General features: G+C 62.1%; 22 protein-coding genes. 15 read left to right on the forward strand and 7 right to left on the reverse strand.

The genetic code is table 11. The features are described 5' to 3' along the window. Positions 1-580: 580 nt before the first annotated feature. Positions 581-1,243, reverse strand: a complete 663-nt coding sequence (locus NKH31_RS16835) for a DUF7344 domain-containing protein (protein ID WP_254862946.1) — start codon at positions 1,241-1,243, stop codon at positions 581-583. Between the two features lie 467 nt (positions 1,244-1,710). On the opposite strand from NKH31_RS16835, the gene NKH31_RS16840 reads away from it, so the two are divergent. Both NKH31_RS16840 and NKH31_RS16845 read left to right on the forward strand, forming a co-directional pair. Beyond that, positions 1,711-2,139, forward strand: coding sequence for a hypothetical protein (locus NKH31_RS16840; protein WP_254862947.1), 429 nt, complete (start codon positions 1,711-1,713; stop codon positions 2,137-2,139). A 130-nt stretch (positions 2,140-2,269) separates the two neighbouring features. Beyond that, complete coding sequence (locus NKH31_RS16845) at positions 2,270-2,716, forward strand: hypothetical protein (RefSeq protein ID WP_254862948.1); 447 nt, start codon at positions 2,270-2,272, stop codon at positions 2,714-2,716. A gap of 48 nt (positions 2,717-2,764) precedes the next feature. Here the strand turns inward: NKH31_RS16845 and NKH31_RS16850 are convergent, their stop codons facing one another. Both NKH31_RS16850 and NKH31_RS16855 read right to left on the reverse strand, forming a co-directional pair. Then, positions 2,765-3,748 carry a deoxyhypusine synthase gene (locus tag NKH31_RS16850; protein WP_254862949.1) on the reverse strand — a complete coding sequence of 328 codons (984 nt, stop codon included), beginning with the start codon at positions 3,746-3,748 and terminating at the stop codon, positions 2,765-2,767. Positions 3,749-3,868: 120 nt separating this feature from the next. After that, on the reverse strand, positions 3,869-4,543 hold the full coding sequence (locus NKH31_RS16855) for a helix-turn-helix domain-containing protein (protein ID WP_254862950.1): 675 nt from the start codon (positions 4,541-4,543) through the stop codon (positions 3,869-3,871). A gap of 155 nt (positions 4,544-4,698) precedes the next feature. Between NKH31_RS16855 and NKH31_RS16860 the strand changes: the two genes are divergently transcribed. The 8 genes from NKH31_RS16860 to NKH31_RS16895 all read left to right on the forward strand — a co-directional run bounded on the left by NKH31_RS16860 (position 4,699) and on the right by NKH31_RS16895 (position 11,068). After that, the gene (locus NKH31_RS16860; RefSeq protein ID WP_254862951.1) at positions 4,699-4,932 is read left to right on the forward strand and encodes a DUF2249 domain-containing protein; all 234 of its coding nucleotides are present in this window, start codon (positions 4,699-4,701) and stop codon (positions 4,930-4,932) included. A 133-nt stretch (positions 4,933-5,065) separates the two neighbouring features. After that, complete coding sequence (locus NKH31_RS16865) at positions 5,066-5,329, forward strand: DUF2249 domain-containing protein (protein WP_254862952.1); 264 nt, start codon at positions 5,066-5,068, stop codon at positions 5,327-5,329. 53 nt (positions 5,330-5,382) lie between these two features. Then, on the forward strand, positions 5,383-6,894 hold the full coding sequence (locus NKH31_RS16870; protein WP_254862953.1) for a heme o synthase: 1,512 nt from the start codon (positions 5,383-5,385) through the stop codon (positions 6,892-6,894). A gap of 257 nt (positions 6,895-7,151) precedes the next feature. Continuing rightward, entirely contained in the window at positions 7,152-8,264 is a 1,113-nt protein-coding gene (gene nirK / locus NKH31_RS16875; protein ID WP_254862954.1) for a copper-containing nitrite reductase, read from the forward strand. Positions 8,265-8,296: 32 nt separating this feature from the next. After that, positions 8,297-8,857: a plastocyanin/azurin family copper-binding protein gene (locus NKH31_RS16880; protein ID WP_254862955.1), complete on the forward strand. Its 561-nt coding sequence runs from the start codon at positions 8,297-8,299 to the stop codon at positions 8,855-8,857. A gap of 157 nt (positions 8,858-9,014) precedes the next feature. Next, positions 9,015-9,857 carry an SCO family protein gene (locus tag NKH31_RS16885; RefSeq protein ID WP_254862956.1) on the forward strand — a complete coding sequence of 281 codons (843 nt, stop codon included), beginning with the start codon at positions 9,015-9,017 and terminating at the stop codon, positions 9,855-9,857. 2 nt (positions 9,858-9,859) lie between these two features. After that, positions 9,860-10,408 (forward strand): TlpA family protein disulfide reductase, encoded by a 549-nt coding sequence (locus NKH31_RS16890; protein ID WP_254862957.1) that lies wholly within the window; start codon positions 9,860-9,862, stop codon positions 10,406-10,408. A 3-nt stretch (positions 10,409-10,411) separates the two neighbouring features. Further along, positions 10,412-11,068 (forward strand): cytochrome c biogenesis CcdA family protein, encoded by a 657-nt coding sequence (locus NKH31_RS16895; protein WP_254862958.1) that lies wholly within the window; start codon positions 10,412-10,414, stop codon positions 11,066-11,068. 23 nt (positions 11,069-11,091) lie between these two features. On the opposite strand, the gene NKH31_RS16900 is transcribed toward NKH31_RS16895, so the two are convergent. Together NKH31_RS16900 and NKH31_RS16905 are read right to left on the reverse strand one after the other, a co-directional pair. After that, complete coding sequence (locus NKH31_RS16900; protein WP_254862959.1) at positions 11,092-11,688, reverse strand: cysteine hydrolase family protein; 597 nt, start codon at positions 11,686-11,688, stop codon at positions 11,092-11,094. Further along, on the reverse strand, positions 11,681-12,514 hold the full coding sequence (locus tag NKH31_RS16905; protein ID WP_254862960.1) for a YqcI/YcgG family protein: 834 nt from the start codon (positions 12,512-12,514) through the stop codon (positions 11,681-11,683). The genes NKH31_RS16900 and NKH31_RS16905 overlap by 8 nt, the downstream gene beginning before the upstream one ends. A 442-nt stretch (positions 12,515-12,956) precedes the next feature. On the opposite strand from NKH31_RS16905, the gene NKH31_RS16910 reads away from it, so the two are divergent. Continuing rightward, a complete protein-coding gene (locus tag NKH31_RS16910) occupies positions 12,957-14,570 on the forward strand; it encodes an ATP-binding protein (RefSeq protein ID WP_254862961.1) in 1,614 nt (537 codons plus the stop codon). Positions 14,571-14,795: 225 nt separating this feature from the next. Then, positions 14,796-14,945: a DUF7560 family zinc ribbon protein gene (locus NKH31_RS16915; RefSeq protein WP_254862962.1), complete on the forward strand. Its 150-nt coding sequence runs from the start codon at positions 14,796-14,798 to the stop codon at positions 14,943-14,945. A gap of 12 nt (positions 14,946-14,957) precedes the next feature. Here NKH31_RS16915 and NKH31_RS16920 read toward each other — a convergent pair whose 3' ends face one another. Together NKH31_RS16920 and NKH31_RS16925 are read right to left on the reverse strand one after the other, a co-directional pair. Next, the gene (locus NKH31_RS16920) at positions 14,958-15,416 is read right to left on the reverse strand and encodes a pyridoxamine 5'-phosphate oxidase family protein (protein ID WP_254862963.1); all 459 of its coding nucleotides are present in this window, start codon (positions 15,414-15,416) and stop codon (positions 14,958-14,960) included. Between the two features lie 163 nt (positions 15,417-15,579). After that, positions 15,580-16,221, reverse strand: a complete 642-nt coding sequence (locus NKH31_RS16925; RefSeq protein ID WP_425492276.1) for a helix-turn-helix domain-containing protein — start codon at positions 16,219-16,221, stop codon at positions 15,580-15,582. Positions 16,222-16,385: 164 nt separating this feature from the next. Between NKH31_RS16925 and NKH31_RS16935 the strand changes: the two genes are divergently transcribed. From NKH31_RS16935 to NKH31_RS16945, 3 genes are all read left to right on the forward strand, one after another. Continuing rightward, positions 16,386-16,535, forward strand: coding sequence for a DUF7560 family zinc ribbon protein (locus NKH31_RS16935; protein WP_254862966.1), 150 nt, complete (start codon positions 16,386-16,388; stop codon positions 16,533-16,535). Positions 16,536-16,626: 91 nt separating this feature from the next. Then, positions 16,627-17,022: a winged helix-turn-helix domain-containing protein gene (locus NKH31_RS16940; RefSeq protein WP_254862967.1), complete on the forward strand. Its 396-nt coding sequence runs from the start codon at positions 16,627-16,629 to the stop codon at positions 17,020-17,022. A gap of 87 nt (positions 17,023-17,109) precedes the next feature. After that, positions 17,110-17,958, forward strand: a complete 849-nt coding sequence (locus NKH31_RS16945; RefSeq protein WP_254862968.1) for a universal stress protein — start codon at positions 17,110-17,112, stop codon at positions 17,956-17,958. The last annotated feature ends 68 nt before the right edge of the window (positions 17,959-18,026 follow it).

Consider the following 18,026-nt stretch of genomic DNA (forward strand, 5'->3'; position numbering starts at 1 on the left):
GGGTAGGTGAATCGCTAGTTGAACAGCAATCGACCACATGTTTCGTCAAGAGCGAAGAATGTACGCCGTAAATCGGACATAGATGTTGAGAAGAACGACCATAACCGGCCACCAATAGCGTTAGCGTGTAATTTATGTTACTTATAACGGGCTAGGTGCAGACACCAGCAGTTGAGGACCAGTACGACGAGAGTGGCTGCGTTCGACAGACGGTGCCGTAGACGGTACGTCGGGGTTCTTGTGACACAATACAGTGAAGATCGGTCGAATCGACCTCACTCGGTTGGCTCAAAAATGTAATTCGAGAACGCACCGATCGGGACGATAGTGGTCACGAATCCGTGCGAAACCGACAGTGGCAACGCCGGCGACACTCCAGAGAAGTTGAACCAGCCAGCACACTGACCCGATAACGAGTACATAGAACAGCGCGACGAGTACGTTCCGCCGGGGTGCACCGGACTCGATACCAGGTATTAACGAGAACGTCGAAAGAACGAGCGGCCGTCCACCTCGAGGCGGGTCGATCGGAGCGCCAATGTCGGTCGGTGTCATCTGTGTGCGTTCGGTCTCGTGGGTACTACTCGGTGTCAATCTCGGGCGGTTGTTCGGTGGCGCCCACTCGCAGCCGGCGGTCGCGGTATGCGTGTACGGCTGCCGACCCGAGTACGATCAGCAAGAAGACAGCCGTCCATCCGACCGGGGGAACGAACGAGAACGGTATCGCCCCAGCACCGCTCAATACGGCAAGAACGAGCCCAGTAAGCGTGGTTCCCAGGTAGTAATAGCTCCAGGGAACGTCGTTATCTGGGACGAGGTCCAGGTAGACGTCGAGATCCTCCGCGATTCGTGTCCGTTCTATAACACCAGCTCGCTCGTCGTAGGCGATCAACTCGGCGTCGTCGAGTTTCGGCAGGTGAAACTGTTGAAGGGCGGTGTAGACCCGCTTTCGCTCCGCGGATCCGATCCCCTCGATCGACGTCCCGTTCTCCCAGGCGGCGATGCGCTCTGCGAGTTCGTCGAGTCGGACGGGTCGATCCACCCACTCCAGATAGTGAAGCACGTGGCGTCGTCGTCGGTTTCCGAGGACTTTGAACAGCTTGTCTTTATAGACGGCAGTCGATTCTATCGGATCCATCGTCGCCCGGCGTTCCGGGGACGATCGCCGCGTCGATTCCATCGGTGGTCCGTCCCAGCCGTGTGGAACCGGCGGATCCCCGCGATCGTGTGTTTTTGATCCCATAAGTGCCGGCCTCAGTGAAAGCTGGCATCGACCTGTGACGTAAAGGTGTTTGATGACTTATATGAGAATTCAGTATCGATGTGTGTCCGACACGGAGACGATACTTCGATCGACCGACGGACTGATTATACATCTAACAGGGTAGAACGCTCCAATTTGCCTACAGACAGACAATCGTCGGTTTCGTGATAGTACCCAGTCATTTCGACCGCTCAACCTGCTGCTTTCGGGATACGCAACGGCCCCGAAGACCGGTATGAAACTGAATGAAACGGACCGAAGGACCAATGTTACCAATCGTAGTGTCCAACGGAGTGGTTTCTGGCCGCTCTTATCGGCAAGCCTCAGGATTGGATAGGTGTTACAAACGGCTCTAATACGCCTTCAAAGGGGTCTGAGCCGGCGATCAAACGGCCGCAATACAAATGCAAAATCCGCCATGCCAACGAATGTGCGCCGACAGGCAGGTGACCGCGGTCGAGATCCAACGCGGTCAGATCCGCGCCTGGGTGCGCGCATCGATCAACGCACAACAAATCATGAAACGAGCACTCACGTTCACACTGACGATGGTCGTAGCGATCGGCATGCTTGCCATGCTGGGATTCGCGGGCGGCGTTGCCGCAGACAGTCATGAAAATGGAAATGACGATGACGGCGATAGCTGGTTCAGCGGTGGTGACGGACACGCCCACGCAGAAACGAACATCAATCAAGGTAATGCAGCGGGCCAGATAGGACAAGCATCCGCGTACTCTGGCGGTGATGCAGGCGTGATCAACGTCCAAAAGGGAAGCCAGACCAACTACGCTTCTGCCACCACAGTCGCTGATGGCAGCGGAGGCGACGTGGACGTTGACGTTAGTCTAGATATTATCGCCCTCCTCGAAGACTAATTACATAGCGAAGGGTTGACCAAACTGTTTTTTGACGATTCCGTCACGTACGCACTGCGTATAGACTTTAATCAGAGACAGCCATCTCTCCCAACGTATATTCGCCACCGTCTCCAACGACCCGTAACCGATGAGCCTGATCGACGACCTCGACTCCTACGGGGAGCAAAACGACCTCGGACCGGACGACCAGGCGCCGCGCGAGCCCCGCGGGCCGCCCGACACCTCGACCGGGGACTTTCTCGTCTGGACGTTCGAGTCGGACAGTTCGGAGTACGTCCCTGACGTCTACCTCGTCGCGCGCGATCCGGAGCCGCTCGACTTTCGTATGTGGATCTTCAACGGGCGGGGCGACGAATCGGCGTTCGTCCTCCGGGCATCCCACCGATACAGCCCCGCCGAGGCGTCAGACCGGCCCCAGAGCGAGTGCTGTGAGGTTCTGATGGAGGGGCACTCGCTAACCAGCGAGCACTGCCCCGAACCCGTCACCGAGTACGTCGAGTCGATCACCGGCACGACGGTTACGTTCCCGGACGACGAACCCGACCGATCTCGCGACTCGCCGATTCAGTACTAACCCGTCGGGGAGCCGACCGACTACGCTAACTCGGCCGGACGGGCCCCACTACGGTTGGATAAACGCCCCGGCGACGAGTAACGGAAACACGAGCGTCGCTTCGGCCTGAATCTCGGTGTAGTTCGTCTCGTCTTCGGCCTTGATCTTCCCCCAGGAAACGGCCTCGTTCGGCGGGGCACCCGAGAGCGAGCCGTCACCTTCCATCCCGGTCTGAATGTAGATGGCGTAGTCGGCCCCGCCACGAAAGAGGTTCGTCATGATGGCGTGGTGCTTGGGAACGCCCGCACCGACGGCGATGAGGCCGGTCGTCTCCTGGAGCATTCCCTCCTCGATGAGACGCTCGTAGTCTTGCACAATCTCGATCCCGACATCCTCTGTGTCCACGCGGTTCCGGTAGTAGTAGAGGAAGTTACCGACTTCGGCGTCGGTGAGCGCCGGACAGTAGATCGGGACGTCGTTGTCCGCAGCTTGCTTCAACACGGAATCCTCGTCGTCGAGCGTCAGGCCGAGTTCGTAGGCGAACTCGGTGGGCGTGCGAACCGACTCCTCGGCGAAGAAGTCGTCGAAGAAGTCGTAGAGGTACTCCTCGAGCCAGACGTAGCGATCCGATGGAACGAAGATATTGCCGAGTCGGTTGATGCCACGTTCGCGCAGCGCGGCTTCGTCGGCGCTCCAGCGACCCATCTTGAACGGCTTCGCCGTCTTGATGACGTCCTCGGTGATCGACCCCGACGTGGTGATGATCACGTCGACGTGGCCTTCCCGGACGAGCGCGGCGACGACCTCGCGCAGTCCCGAGGAGATCACGTTGGACGTCAGCGTGAGGTAGATTGTGGCGTCCTGGGCTCGCATTCGCTCTGCGATCGCAATCGCGTCTGCGAGGTGCGTCGCCTGGAAACCGGTCGTCGCGTAGCTATCGAGCAGCGTCGACAGGTCGAAGGTTCCTCGAAAGTCGAAACCGCGGACGTCGGCACCGCCGAGTTCTTCGTCGGTTCCCGGAACGACGTGCTCGCGGGAGGCGTCTGGATCCATGACGATATCTATCGCGAGCGAGACTTTGAATGGATCGAACCGAAGGCGACGGCTCGTCGGGCAGGTCGCTGTCGCCTCGTCCGGCCGGGCCGTGAGCGGGCCGATCAGGAACGGTGGAATCTACGTTTCAGACAGCGCGGCCTCGAGTCTCGTCCCCTCTTCAGCGGGCGGTAACTCCTCGACAAATCGCTTGACAATCGTCTCCTCGGCCCGGTGGAGCGTCTCGCTACAGGTCGACTTCGCGATGTCCAGTCGGTCGGCGAGTTCGGTGAGCGTACAACATCGAGGCGTGTCGTAGTAGCCCTCCTCGACGGCCGCCAGAATGATCTCTTTCTGTCGTTCCGAGAGGAGTTGGCTCTCGTGGAGTCGCTCGCGGACGTGTTCGACTCGGTACTGCAGCCCGAACGCGTTGAGTTGATCTGCGAGCTCCGAGAGGCGCTCTCGGGAACCGGTGACGTCGATTTCGGCCTCCCCGTTTCGGATATCGACCGGGAGTTCGATCGGCATCCCCGACTCCTGTGAGGAAAAGAGAAGCAACGGTGCGGTGGTCTCGAAGTGGACCGTCACTTCACCGTCGCTCAGTTGAGCGGGCGTTATCTCGGTTATCTGATCGTGTGTCGCCATCGATTCGACGACGGATTCCGGGTCGTCGGCGGTGATTCTGACCAGGGCGAATCCAGTATTCTCGCCGGGAACACCGGCCAGAACCCGGAAGGTAGCCTGCGGGTTGTCCCGGGAGAGTTCTGCGATCCAGACGTGCTCCGGGAGTGTCACCGAGAGCGTCGCGTGTGCCATACGAACACGTTCGGGCCGAGATCCTATTAGAGCTTGGTGCGAACGTATTCGGGCGGGTTCTGGCTACCGTCGTAGCATACGTCGCTGTACAGATTGAGCGCCCGAATCAGTTCGGCCCAAGGTGGATGGGGCCTGACGCCGACGGTCGACGTGCAATGGTAGAACTCGACGTTCGCGAGATCCCGCCGATGAACCGACACCCGAAGATCCACGACGCCTTCGACGACCTCGAACCCGGCGAGTCGCTCACCATCGTCAACGACCACGAACCGAAACCGCTCTTCTACGAGTTTCAGGCCGAAGTCGATGCGTTCGATCCCGACGGATACGACGTCGAACAGGTCGACGATCGGACGTTCCGGGCGACGTTTCCGAAGGTAGAGGCCTGATTTCGTACCGACTTCTCCGGTGATACGTCCCCATTTGGCTTGTGGTTCTGAGGAACCCTGTTCCCACGGAGTGAGAGTGACGTCGAACCGGTTCGGCAGGATTGATAGGGAGATTCCGAAGCCAGTGGTTGGTATGAACTCCATCGAGTCGATCGTCGAACGCAGCGAAGCGCCGGGCGATCGCCCGCGCGAAGAACTCGACGTGAGAACGATGGGGCCGCCGAACCCGCTCGCGAAGACGCTCGAGTTACTCCCAGAACTGGCAGAAAACACCGTCCTCGTCCAACGAAACGATCGGGTCCCACAGTTTCTGCTCCCGAAACTCGACGACCGCGGGTACGCCTACGAATCGTTCGAACGCGAGGATGACGTCATCACGCTCATCTGGAAACCCTGAATCGTTCCCACATCACGACCGGCCCGCCAACGAACACACCAACCACACCACTCATGATCCACCACCGCTCTCGAAAACGACTCGTCGGCTTGCTGTTTCTCTCGACGATTGCGACGTACGTCCTGATCGCTCTCGGCACGGCCGTCTCGACCACTGGCAGCGCCGGCAGTTGTACCACCTGGCCAGGGTGTGAATCGGCCTGGGCGATCGGCCCCGTCACTGGCGACTTGACACTCTACGTCGCTCACCGTGCCGCCGCGCTCGTCGCAGGAGTACTCCTCGTCGCGACGGGACTCCTCGCGTATCGGCTCGGCGTCGACCGAATCACGGCAGGCGGAATCGCGACCGCATTGATCCTGTTTCCGATTCAGGTCGGCGTCGGTGCCACGCTCGTCGGCTCCGGTTCGTCGACGATCGGTGCACTCCACCTCCTGCTCGCGATGACGATATTCGTCGGGTTGCTGGTCGCACTCGCCCGCACGCTCGAAGTGCACGTCGACGACACACACGATGTCGATGCGGTCAGCGGCGTCGACGACGCGGTCGAGAGCGTCGCCGTCAATGGACCGACGCCGAGTACGACGGCCGAGTCGCACAGTGGATCTGAATCGGTTGGAACGAACCGTTCGGACGCTGGGGCGAATCAACACGAACCGAATCACCACGACGCTGTTTCGGCGGTCGATCGATATCGGATCACGGCGCGTGCGTACTTCGACCTCACCAAGCCGAAGCTGATGTGGCTGCTCTGTCTGGTCGCCGTCGCCGGAATGGGGCTGGCGACGACCGCGGGCTATTCGGTACACCTCGAAACGGCGGTCGCGACGCTGGTCGGCGGCGTGCTCGCGATCGGCGCCGCCGGGGCGTTCAACCAGGTCTACGAGCGCGACCGCGACGAGCGCATGGAGCGAACCGATGACAGACCGCTCGTCCACGATCGCGTCCCGGCTCGCAATGCGTACGCGTTCGTCGCCGTTCTGACCGTCTCGTCGACGGCGGTCATGCTCACGTGGGTGAACGTTCTCGCGACGATCCTCACGCTCGCCGCGGTCGCGTACTACGCGATACTCTACACGGTCGTCCTCAAACCGAACACCGCCTGGAACACGGTCCTCGGCGGTGGAGCCGGCGCCATCCCGGCGCTGATCGGGTGGGCGGCCGTGACCGGTGGAATCGACTGGCCCGCGGTCGTCCTCGCCGCCGTCATCTTCCTCTGGACGCCGGCGCACTTCTACAGCTTCGCGATCGCGTATCGAGATGATTACGCGCGTGGGGGCTTCCCGATGCTTCCGGTCGTTGCCGGTGACCTCGTCGCCCGTCGCCACATCATCGGCTATCTCGGCGCGACGATGCTGGCGGTGAGCGTACTCGGCTGGATCGTTGGACTCGGGCTGGTTTACGTCGTCGGGTCCGTCGCGCTGGGAGTCGTCTTCCTCCGATCGGTCGTTCGCCAGTACTCGACGCCGACCCGCGCGCAGGCGTTGCGATCGTTCTACGTCTCGAACGCCTACCTCGGCGTTATTCTGCTCGCGATCGCCGTCGAATCCGGGCTCGCGCTGGTGTAGCGCTCGGCAGTCGCCGTAACCGCCACCGATATGGCGTGATTCTGCTAGGAAATGATTGTTTTCTACCAGTAATCGACTCATACCGGACCGAATGTGATCGTGTTCGATCGGGTGTGGGGGCAGCCAGATTACCCATCTATATTGGGGGCTTTAAGATATACCCCTACACATTCAACCGAACAGCTTCGGCTTGTTCCCAATTTCAAGGAATGGACTCTACTCTTGAACAGGTGTAGACTCGTACTGATAGATGTAACATGACTCGAACCACCTACGACCGACGCAAGGTCCTGGCGACGCTCGGTGCGACCGGCGCTGTGGCGGTGGCTGGCTGTATCGGTAGCTCTAGCGAGAACGGCGAGGAGAACGGAAACGGCGGGGAAAACACGGGATCGGCTGACGAAGGTCTCCCAGCGGCAGAACCGGTCGACGTCGACACGGTCGCGGCGGATCCGACGGACGTCCCGGACCCGGTCGACTGGAACGAACCACGAACGCACGAGCTCAGAATTCAGACCGAAGAGTACGTCGCGGAAATCGAACCCGGCGTCACCACGCGGTTCATGACCTTCGAGGGGCAGATCCCCGGTCCGATGTACCGGGTTCGCGTGGGAGACACGGTTCGCCTCGAGTTCGACGTTCCCGAGGACCTGAACCGGGACATCCACAACATCGACTTCCACGCGGTCTACGGCCCCGGCGGTGGCGCGGTCGACACGACGGTCGCCCCCGGCGAGGACACGGAAGTGATCGAGTTCAAGGCGATGTACCCCGGCGCCCACATCTACCACTGCGCGCCCGGCAACCACGACCAGCACATCAGCCTCGGGATGTTCGGCACCATCCTGGTCGAGCCGGAAGACGGACTCCCCGAAGTCGACCGGGAGTTCTACTTCGGTCAGCACGAACTCTACACCAACGGAGACACGGGCGAAGAGGGCCACCACACGTTCGACTTCGACGCAGCCGCTGACGAAGACCCAACGTACGTCCTCTTCAACGGGGAGGTCGGACGCTTCGCCGACGGCGGAGAGGTCGGACCGCTCCACGCGGAAGTCGGCGAGACCGTCCGCGTGTTCTGGTGTAACGGCGGCCCGAACCTCACCAGCGGCCCACACCCGATCGGTAACGTCTGGACGACGTGGTACCGCGATGGCGACGTCCTCTCCGAACCGGCCCAGTACATCGAAGGGACGGCGGCCGCGGCGGGAACCACGTCCTTCGGGACGATGGACATGGTCGTTCCCGGCCCGATCACCCTGGTTGACCACGCGCTCAGCCGAGTCAACCGGAAAGGTCTGATCGCTCAGATCATGGTCGAGGGCGAGGAAGACCACGAGATCTACAACCCGAACCCCGACGACGAATAGTCACACGAACACCACCACCGGTACCGCCACCCATGACCGAATACACCAGGCGTTCGACGCTCGCTCTCGCCGGAGCGGCCGGACTCGGCGCGCTCGCCGGCTGTCTCGATGCACTCGGCGGGGAGGACCACGCCGGGGACGGTACGCTCGGAAACCCTGCCCCGAACGCCGAGGTTCGCGTCCTCGACATGCCGAATCCGGCGTTCGATCCGCCCGTCGTTCACGTAGAGCCGGGAGCGACGGTCCGCTGGGTCGTCGAGGGCCGAATTCACACGGTGACGTCCTACCACCCCGACACCTACGGACCGCTCCGCTGGCCCGAGGACGAAGAGCCGTTCAACAGCGGATTCCTGCGATCGAACGGCGAGTTCGAGTGGACGTTCGCCTCCGAGGGGGTCTACGACTACGTGGACACGCGAACGCTGTGTGCCCCGCACGAGACGCTCGGAGCCGTCGGGCGCGTCGTCGTCGGTTGGCCCGATCCCGACGAAGAACCCGCCTGCCTGCACGACGAAACCGAACTCAGCGGACGGGCAACGCAGACGATGAGCGAGCTCAACGAGCAGACGGACGCGGCGCTCCGAGAACGCTAACGCGGTACTCGCTATTGTTGGATTTTGCATTCGAAATTGCGAGTACCAGTTCACACTGATCACGGTGGACGATCCGAACCGATTCGCCGATGTTCCCGACTCGCGGGAACCGAAGACCGGCTTTAGCCCCGATAGCACCTAGACTCACTTGATACCAATGTCACCATACGAACGCGTACCCAGACGGAGGTACCTCGCCGGCGTCGGTGCCGCGAGCGTCGGCCTCACCGCCGGATGTCTCGACGTACTCGACGGAGGCGATTCCGCCGAGAACACCGTACTCGATCCACCGGAACAGTACGAACTCCTGCGCGAGGCGAGGGACAACGACGACCTCGTGTACCCGATTCACGGCGACCCGCTCCCGGACGTCTCGGCGCCGTGTACGATCAGGGACGAACCGGTGGCAACCACGGACTTCGAGGACAAGTGCCACACGATGTATACGTTCATCTTCTCGCGGTGTCACGCCGCGTGTCCTGGACTCGTCTCCGGCCTGCGCCACGTCCAGGCGGACGCGATCGACGAGGGTGTGGCCGACGAGGTAGCACTCAAGACGGTCACGTTCGACCCGGAATACGACACTCCCGACGTGCTCTACGAGTACGGAGCGCAGATGGGGGTCGACTACGACGTCGGAAACTGGTACTTCATCCGCCCCGAGACGGAAGACGCCGCACACGAGTACGTCGAGGAGGCGTTTGGTTGCTACTTCGCTCGCAACCCAGAGTACGAGGGTGGCGACCACGCGGACGACGAACACGGACACGAGGACGACGGCCACGGTGACGAAGACGAACACGGACACGGTGACGAAAATGACCACAGCAACGACGATCACGAACAGGACGACATGCGCGACATGGAAATGGCCTTCATGCACGAGTCGATGATCGTCCTCGCGAACGCCGACGGGTACGTAGAGAGAACGTACGCCGGCGAGGTACCGACGCCGGACGTGCTCATCGACGACGCGAGAACGCTCGTCGACCGGTGGTGACGATGCGTCGACGTGACCTCCTCGCCGGAGCGGCCGCCCTCGGCGTAGCCGCCGGCGGCGCCGCTCTCGCGATCGGCGGCGTCGATCCGTGGGACGACGGCGAATCGATCGAGTCGTTCGACCTTCCGACGATCGACGTGGCGGGAGTCGAGGCGGAGACGATCGCCGTCCCCGAACGGGGAACGGTCACGTTCGTCGAACTGTTCGCCACGTGGTGTGGGGTCTGTGCGGACCTGATGGACCCGATGGCGTCGGTGTACGCCGACCTCGGCGAGGACGTCCAGTTCGTCTCAGTGACGAACGAACCGCTCGGCCAGACCGTGACGGAAGCGGACGTCGGAGACTGGTGGGACGCCCACGGCGGCACGTGGCCCGTCGCCCACGACGTCGACCTCGACCTGACGAGGACGCTCGGCGCGTCGAGCGTTCCCTACAGTTTCGTCCTCGACGAGGACAACACCGTCACCTGGAGCGACAGCGGCTACAAGTCCGAGTCCGAGCTTCGAGCGCCGATCGAAGGCGCGCTCGCGACCGACGAGACGGGGTGGTGAGCCGTGCCCGCCGGCGAGGTCCTGAGTGAGATCGTCTTCGCCCTCGGCGCGGGTATCGCCACGTTCTTCGCGCCGTGTTCGTACGCGCTCTTACCCGGGTACGTCGGCTACTACGTCGCCGCCACGGGACGCGACGCGGCGCCGTTGCGCGGCGCACTCGCCCGAGGGAGCGCCGCGGCGGTCGGTTCGCTCGGAACCTTCGCGGCCCTCTCCGGGGTCGCGATCGTCGCCGGCAGCGCCCTGGAGCGAACGCTTCCGTATCTCGAACTCGGCGTCGGGGGCGCACTGATCGTCCTCGGACTCTGGATCGCATACGGCGGATCGTCGGCCGTCCACGTGATGCTCCCGCGTCGACGCGCGTCGATCGTCGGGTTCGGCGTCTTCGGCGCGATGTACGCCCTCGCGGCGACGGCCTGCGTCCTCCCGCTGTTTCTGGCGTTCGTCTTCCAGACGCTGACGATGCCGGCCGCCGAGACGACCCTGGTCCTCGGAACCTACGCCGCGAGCTTCGCGGTCATGTTACTCGCCGTCACGGTCGCGGTCGCCGTCGGGCACCGATTGAGCACCGAACGATTCGTCGGGCTCTCGGAGCGACTCGTCCGGATTGCGGGGGTCGTCCTGGTGCTGGCCGGCCTGGGACAGATCTACGTCGCGCTCTAGCGTCTCCGGTGAATCCACGCCGGTTACGGCGGCGAAATCGATTCGAGTAGTTCAGACGACGAGACGATCGTCGCGAACTCGCCGTTGAGGTGGGCCAGAGCGGTGCGATGTACGGTCTCCGGGTCGAACCGGTCGCCGCCGTACGACCGATCGAACGCCGCGGTGGCGTCGGCGACGAGCGTGACGTCGAATCCGCGATTTTCGGCCATCCGCGTCGTCGTCGAGACGCAGTGATCCGTCGTCAATCCGCAGACGACGAGTCGGTCGTACCCTTCTTCCTCGAGCCACGCCTCGAGATCCGTTCCGACGAACGCGCCGTTGACGCGCTTTTCGACGGTGCGTTCACCCGGCTCGGGTTCGAGCCCGGGCGTGAACGCGAACCCGGGCCGATCGCGCCGAAGGGGCGAATCGGGTTCGGTCGAATCGTGGCGAACGTGTACGACGGGACCGTCGCGCTCTCGCCAGGCGTCGAGGAGTGTCGCGGCGACCGCCTCAGCGTCCGGATTGTTTCGGTCGCCCCAGGACGGATCGTCGAATCCGCGCTGAAAGTCGATCAGGACGAGCGGCGTCAGCGCCGTGGCGTTTCGAACGGCTCCGTCGCCCGAATCAGGCTCAGTCATCGCCGGAAGCACACCCGTCGGTCACGCCAGGGTCGATCGACGGCGACGCCTTCGGATGGTCGCGCGTCACGGTGATCGGGCAGTCGTCGGGCGACTGCGTCGGATCGGACGAGAGCATGTACTGGGGCCACTCTCTGTCGCCTTCGACCCCCCAGTCGCCCAGGTCAGCGTGCGGGCAGACGCCGTCGTACTCGGAGAGGCGGTCCTGTATGACTTCCCGTGCGTACTGGCCCGCCTCCGTATCGGCAGTCACGTCTAGCGACTCGAAGAGCGCGCGGGGCTGGAACGTGATCTCGAGGCCGATCGGACAGTAGCGACTCATCCGTTCGTCGTAAAACGGCGCCCGGCAGGTCGGGAACATCGGTTCACCGCCGAACGAGAACTCCCAGTAGGGATCGTCGGGGTCGGTCGGGATGTCGTCCGGCCACGGCTCAGGATCGTGTACGTGCAAGAACTGGAGGACGTGCCAGAGCGCTTCGTGGTAGTCGGCTTCCGTCTCGACGCGCGCCGTTGGTTTGAAAAACGTCACGAGGGAGGCGCGGTCGCTGTGATCTTCGTAGACGGTTAGGTATTCACACAGGACGTCGCGAAGACCGAGCAGGGCGTCGGGGTCGGTCAGCGACGGCACGACGGTGTAGAGCGGATCGGCGTTTCTGACGGACTCAGCGCCGAAGTAGCAGGGAAACGGCGTGTCGTTTCGTTCGCCCGTGAGACCGTCGCGGAACGAGCGCCAGTGAGCGCCCACCCAGTCGGGAACCACGCCGGACTCGACCCGAGCGTCGAGCTCCGACTGATCCATCAGCACCTGGAGCTCGGGTTCGTTCATGGAGGCTATTCGAGTTCCATCGATTTCTAGGCTTCGAAAGCGGCTGATCGGCACGACCGAGCCGTCGGTGTTCGAACCGGGTGGCGGGTGCGCAACTGTCCGCGTAGAGCGGGCCGACCGCCGATACGAGCATCGGGGAATTCCGCGAACGGCAACCAACGGTTCGGGCGTTTGGTGACCATTAATTCAATTTCCTCTCAAAAAGGTCGCCAATCGAAAGGCTTTGTACCAATGAGAAGTACGTTCCAGTAAGAGTGTTCAAAACCCCCAACATTACTCGGATTGTTTCCGTTCCAATACGTCGACGAACTTCGATCAAGTCCCCCAGAAAGACGCGATATCGGACGGCCAAAACGACTATAGAGGAACGGACAACCTGCCGACCAGCCACCGAGAGTATTTCACACAAGCTGAACGACCGGCGGCCACTACACCGTGATCGATGACGTCGGACGAATTCGACGACGAAAATCTGGAAAGCGCCACGATGACTGTGACCAGCACTCGGACAGAATCCCTCCGTACAGGGGCCGTGATCACCGGATTCGGCCTCGCGCTGGCGTTGATTCACACCGTCCACCTGGTTCATCACGCCCACAAGCCGGTGCTCGCTACCGTCTCGGGAGCGCTCATCCCGCTGGCCCTGTCTCTCGGAGTTATCTACAGCGGACACTGGCTCGCGACGACCTCGAGGCTATCGACGTTCGCTCGTCGAATAACGCTCTGGACGATCGCCAGTGCCGCGGTACTGGGTGTTACCGCCGGGCTCATCGTCGTCCATCAGCTACTAGCCGGCCACCACATCGGTGACGCTCCCTACATCGTCGCGACGGCCGGAACTGCCGGTGCACTCGGCGGGTTTTTCATCGGCATCTACGACGCCCACAATCGACGAAAAGCGCGTCAGATCGAGACGATTCACGAGACGTCGACGGCGTTGATGAACCACCGGACGCGCGAATCAGTCTGTGAACACGTGGTTCGCGTGGCGTACGACGGTCTCGACCTCTCGCTCGTCGGTATCTGGCTGTACGACGAAGACGACCACGCCCTCGTTCCCGTTTCGAATCGTCACCCCTCGACCGTCACGTTCGAGGAGTACCCCACATACGAACCCGGAAACAGTCTCTCGTGGGAGGTCTTCGAAACGAAGTCGGTGCTCGAAACGTCGAACGTTGCCGACGAACAGGCGGTGTACAATCCGGAGACGCCGATCCGTAGTGAGATCATCGTCCCGCTCGACGACCACGGCGTGTTCAACGTCGGCTCGCTCCACACCGACGCGTTCGATCGGATCGACCGGACGACGATACGCGTCCTGGCGGCGTCGACTATCGCGGCGCTCGATCGCGCCGAGCGCGAGGAGACGCTCAGAAGACAGCGAGCAGAGCTCCGGTCTCGAACCGCCCACCTCAAAAGTTTCAACCGAACCGTCTCGCACGATTTGCGAAATCCCCTGACTATCGCCGCCGGAAGACTGGATATGGCGAAAGAGACTGGCGATCTGGTTCACTTAGACGAAGCGAGCGATGCGATCGATCGCATGGAAGCGATCATCGAAGACCTCCTCTGGCTCTCCCAAGAGGGAGAACAGATCGGCGAAAAGCGTGCCGTCTCTCTCGACACGATTGCCGAGGCGGGATGGCGATTCGTCGAGACAGGAGACGCGACACTACGCGTAAACGCCGACAGGCCCGTATGCGCAGACGAGGATCGACTCCAGCAACTGTTCGAGAACCTCTTTCGGAACGCGATCGAACACGGCGGCCCCGACGTAACCGTCACCGTTGGCGAACGCGACGACGGTTTCTACGTCGAAGACACGGGACCCGGCATTCCGCCCGAGAAGCGAGCGGAAGTATTCGAAGCCGGCCACACCACGGCGCCGAACGGAACCGGCTTCGGCCTCGCGATCGTCGACACGATCGTCGACGCCCACGGCTGGACGGTCGAGATAACGTCAGGCACCGAAGGCGGTGCTAGATTCGAGATAACCGGTATCGAGAGAGTCGAACCAACGTGTTGTCAACCACTGACCGCCGAAGACGCCTCTTGAGAGGATTGGGTAGTCCTCGCACCGAGAACCACGAAATCGAGTCGAATCGGTACTCGTCTCGTTCGTGCGCGGTACCCGAATCGAAAGGATGATAGCGTACCGGAAAGTCCTCGGAATCAAGACGCTGGCGGCGGCGTGTCGCCATAAGTAGTCCCCTATACCGAGGGGGAACCCCTATCCCGGGAGAGACTGTAAGAGACGGTAGAACAGCATCGTAGATTCCCCATGAAAGAATACGAGTTCACCTGTCCGGGCTGTGGCCAACAGATCGAGATAAACGATCCGATGCGCGAGGCGATCCTGTCCAACGGGTGTCCGATCTGTTCGACGCCTGTTGAGCCCGAGCACGTCGTCCCCATCGAGTCCCCGTCGTAACCAGCGCCGGTTTTAGGTATCTCGGTCGAGTTCGGTCCGTCTGCCGCTCAATTCCTCCGGTTGCAACTCGTAGAGCTGGATGTTGAGATCCGCTTTTGCCTTCGCCCAGATCTCGAACAAGGGCCGTCTGGCCTCGCCGTACTGTTCGATGTGATCGACGGTCAGTTCTTCCGGGGCGATCTCCTCTAGGGTCCCGACGGCGACGACGCTTCGATAGGTCGTTCTCTCGGCATCTTCGTCGTAGATGACGAGACGGCTTCGGGGAGACGAAGCCAGATATCGGCGCTTTTCGCTCTCGGGAGTCGAGACGAGCCGGAGATAGAACGATCGGGTTCGGGCGTCGTAGCCGTACGAGATCGGAATGGCGTACGGTTCGTCGTCCTGGGCGAGCGAGAGAACGCCCGTCTCCGTCCCGGCGAGAAACTCGTCCATTTCGGCGGGTGCCATTTCGGTTTCCTGGGCGAGTGACATAGTCGTACGTTGATCGAACGCGCGGGTACTCTTAAGTCGTTCCCACTGCCCCCGATGCGTCTGACGGTGGCTAGTTCTGCGCTGGTCCGGCCGATTTTACGAGTGCTCTCTAATCGAAGGAACCGACCAGATCTCCGCGAGCGAGAATCGTCGAGCGCTGAAATCACCGGGTATCGAAAATGTCGTCGAAGAGCTTTCGCTGTGCGGTGACGAGGTGTTCGGTAACCGTCGACTGCGAGATGTCGAGTTCGGCCGCCAGTTCCGTCGCGTTGATCCGCTTCGGTCGCTCGAAATACCCGCGTTCGTAGGCCAGTTGAAGGACCTCACGCTGCCGGCCGGTGAGCGCCCCGCGGTTGACGAACACCTGATCGTCCTCCGACGCCTCGAGCGGCGGTTGGAGTAGCCGCTGGACGTCGACCGACGGGAACCGATCTCGCAATTCTGCCATCACGTTCTGTAACTGTTCGAACGATTCGGCGTGAAAGACGAGCGTCAGGCCGCCGTCGACCGCGACGTACCTGTGGACGGGACAACCGTACGAACCCAGACAGGTACAGGGACACTGGAAGTTCTCGTGGACCGTCCGATAGAGCGTTTTCTGCCCGTAGGATAGGATCGGTTCGACCGGAGCGTCGGACTCCACGTCGGCATCGGCCATGAATTCCGAGACGCTCATCGTCGAATCGACTCCGGACACGCTCGTCGAAACCCGATCGATCGGCGACCCCGACGCCGCTGAAAACTGCGCGATCGGACACGCCGTCGGCGCGTCGAAGCTCACCGTTGCTCGAATTCCCGATGCCATTCGTCGATGCTAACGGATTCGATACGGCCCGTCTTTAGTGCAGTGGTGTCGGTATCGACCCCAGCGACCCACGTGGAGGGGTTCATCGGCCGAACTCGTTCGGCTGTTCCTATCCCGTAAGAACGTTCGGTCGGTGTTTACCCGGTAGACGCGTACGTGTAACCATGACTACCCACGACACCTACGCGTTCACCTGTCCGGCGTGTGGTGCGTCGTTCACCGCGGCCCCGGACACGAAATCGGCGCTGCAAGAGCGAGGCTGTGCCCACTGCGGGACGATCGCTCCCGCATCGGCGTTCGAACCCGTCGGCTGAACCACCGAGACCGCAACTTCAGCCGTGGTATATAAACCACCCCAGATACTGGTGGTTCACATTCCTTCCCCCGTAGCACTACCCTTTGAGTATGAGCCAATCGACGCTTGCGGCGACTCGACCGAACCCGTTTGGACGCGCGACCGGCCCGACCGTTCTCGACACCGAAGCGGAACTCACCGGCGTTCTCGGCGCGCTCGAAGACGCCGATTGCCGCGCGATCCTCGAAGCGACGACCGACGAGGCACACTCGGCGAGCGAACTCGCCGAGGCGTGTGAGCTTGCCCTCTCGACGACGTATCGAAAGCTCGACCAGTTGTCGGAAGCGGGACTCCTGGAGGAGGGACTGCGGATTCGTCGGTCCGGAAAGCACACGAGCGAGTACTCCGCCCGAATCGACGAGTTCACCGTGACGGTCACCGCGAGCGACGGCGTGCAAGTAACGCTCACGGAGGCGGAATCCGACGATCCGCTCACTTCGTTCTGATATCTGTATCGATCACGACCTAGGCGAGGCCAGAAATTCTCCCAGAGACGGCCCACGTTCAAGAGCCCGGCCGTGGTACGTCCTCGGATGTACCGTGATCTTCTGATCACAACGGACGGTAGCGACGTCGCGACGACGGCCGCGGGCTACGGCCTCGCGATCGCAAACCGTGTCGACGCGACCGCCCACGTCGTCTCGGTCGTCGAAGCGGGACACGACGCGTCGCTCGAATCCGTCCCATCGTCTGCGCGTCGCGAGGCCGACAGGGCCGTCGAATCGATCGTCGCCGACGCCGAGGAAATCGGGGTTACGACACGATCGACCGTCCTCGCCGGACGGCCTGGACATCGACTGCTCACCTACGCCGACGAACGAGAGATCGATCTGATCGCCTGTGGAACCACCGGCCGAACCGGCATGCGCCGGTTGCTCGTCGGGAGCGTCGCGACCGAGATCATCCGCGGTGCACGACAGCCCGTGCTCTCCGTCGGACCGGCGGTCGCGACCGTCGGATCGTCGTTCGATTCGATCCTCGTCGCGACCGACGGCAGACCCGGCGTCGACGACGCCGTCGACCACGCGATTTCGTTTGCCGAGACGTACGATGCCACGCTCCACGCGCTCTACGTCGTCGACGAAACGCGCCCGCACCTGCAGGTGATCCGCGACGAATTCCAGCGTATCGGTGAGGAGTCGACGACAACGATCGACGAACGCGCATCGGCCGTCGGCGTGGAGACCGTTCGTGCGATCGAGGCTGGCGTCCCCGCAGAGACGATCGTCGAATACGCCAACCGAATCGATAGCGATCTGATCGTCGTGGGAACGGAGAGTCGCGCCGGTCTCGAACGCTTCGTCATTGGGAGCGTCTCACAGCATGTCGTTCACGACGCCGGTAGACCCGTATTGACGGTGCGTTCGGTCGATAGCGGGTGATTCGAACGACCGACGTCGGGGTTGGCAGGACGACTCGGGTGACTCTGACCGCGGGACAAAACCGGGAG

Source organism: Halovivax gelatinilyticus (assembly GCF_024300625.1).
In the GTDB taxonomy this organism is placed as follows: Archaea; Halobacteriota; Halobacteria; order Halobacteriales; family Natrialbaceae; genus Halovivax; species Halovivax gelatinilyticus.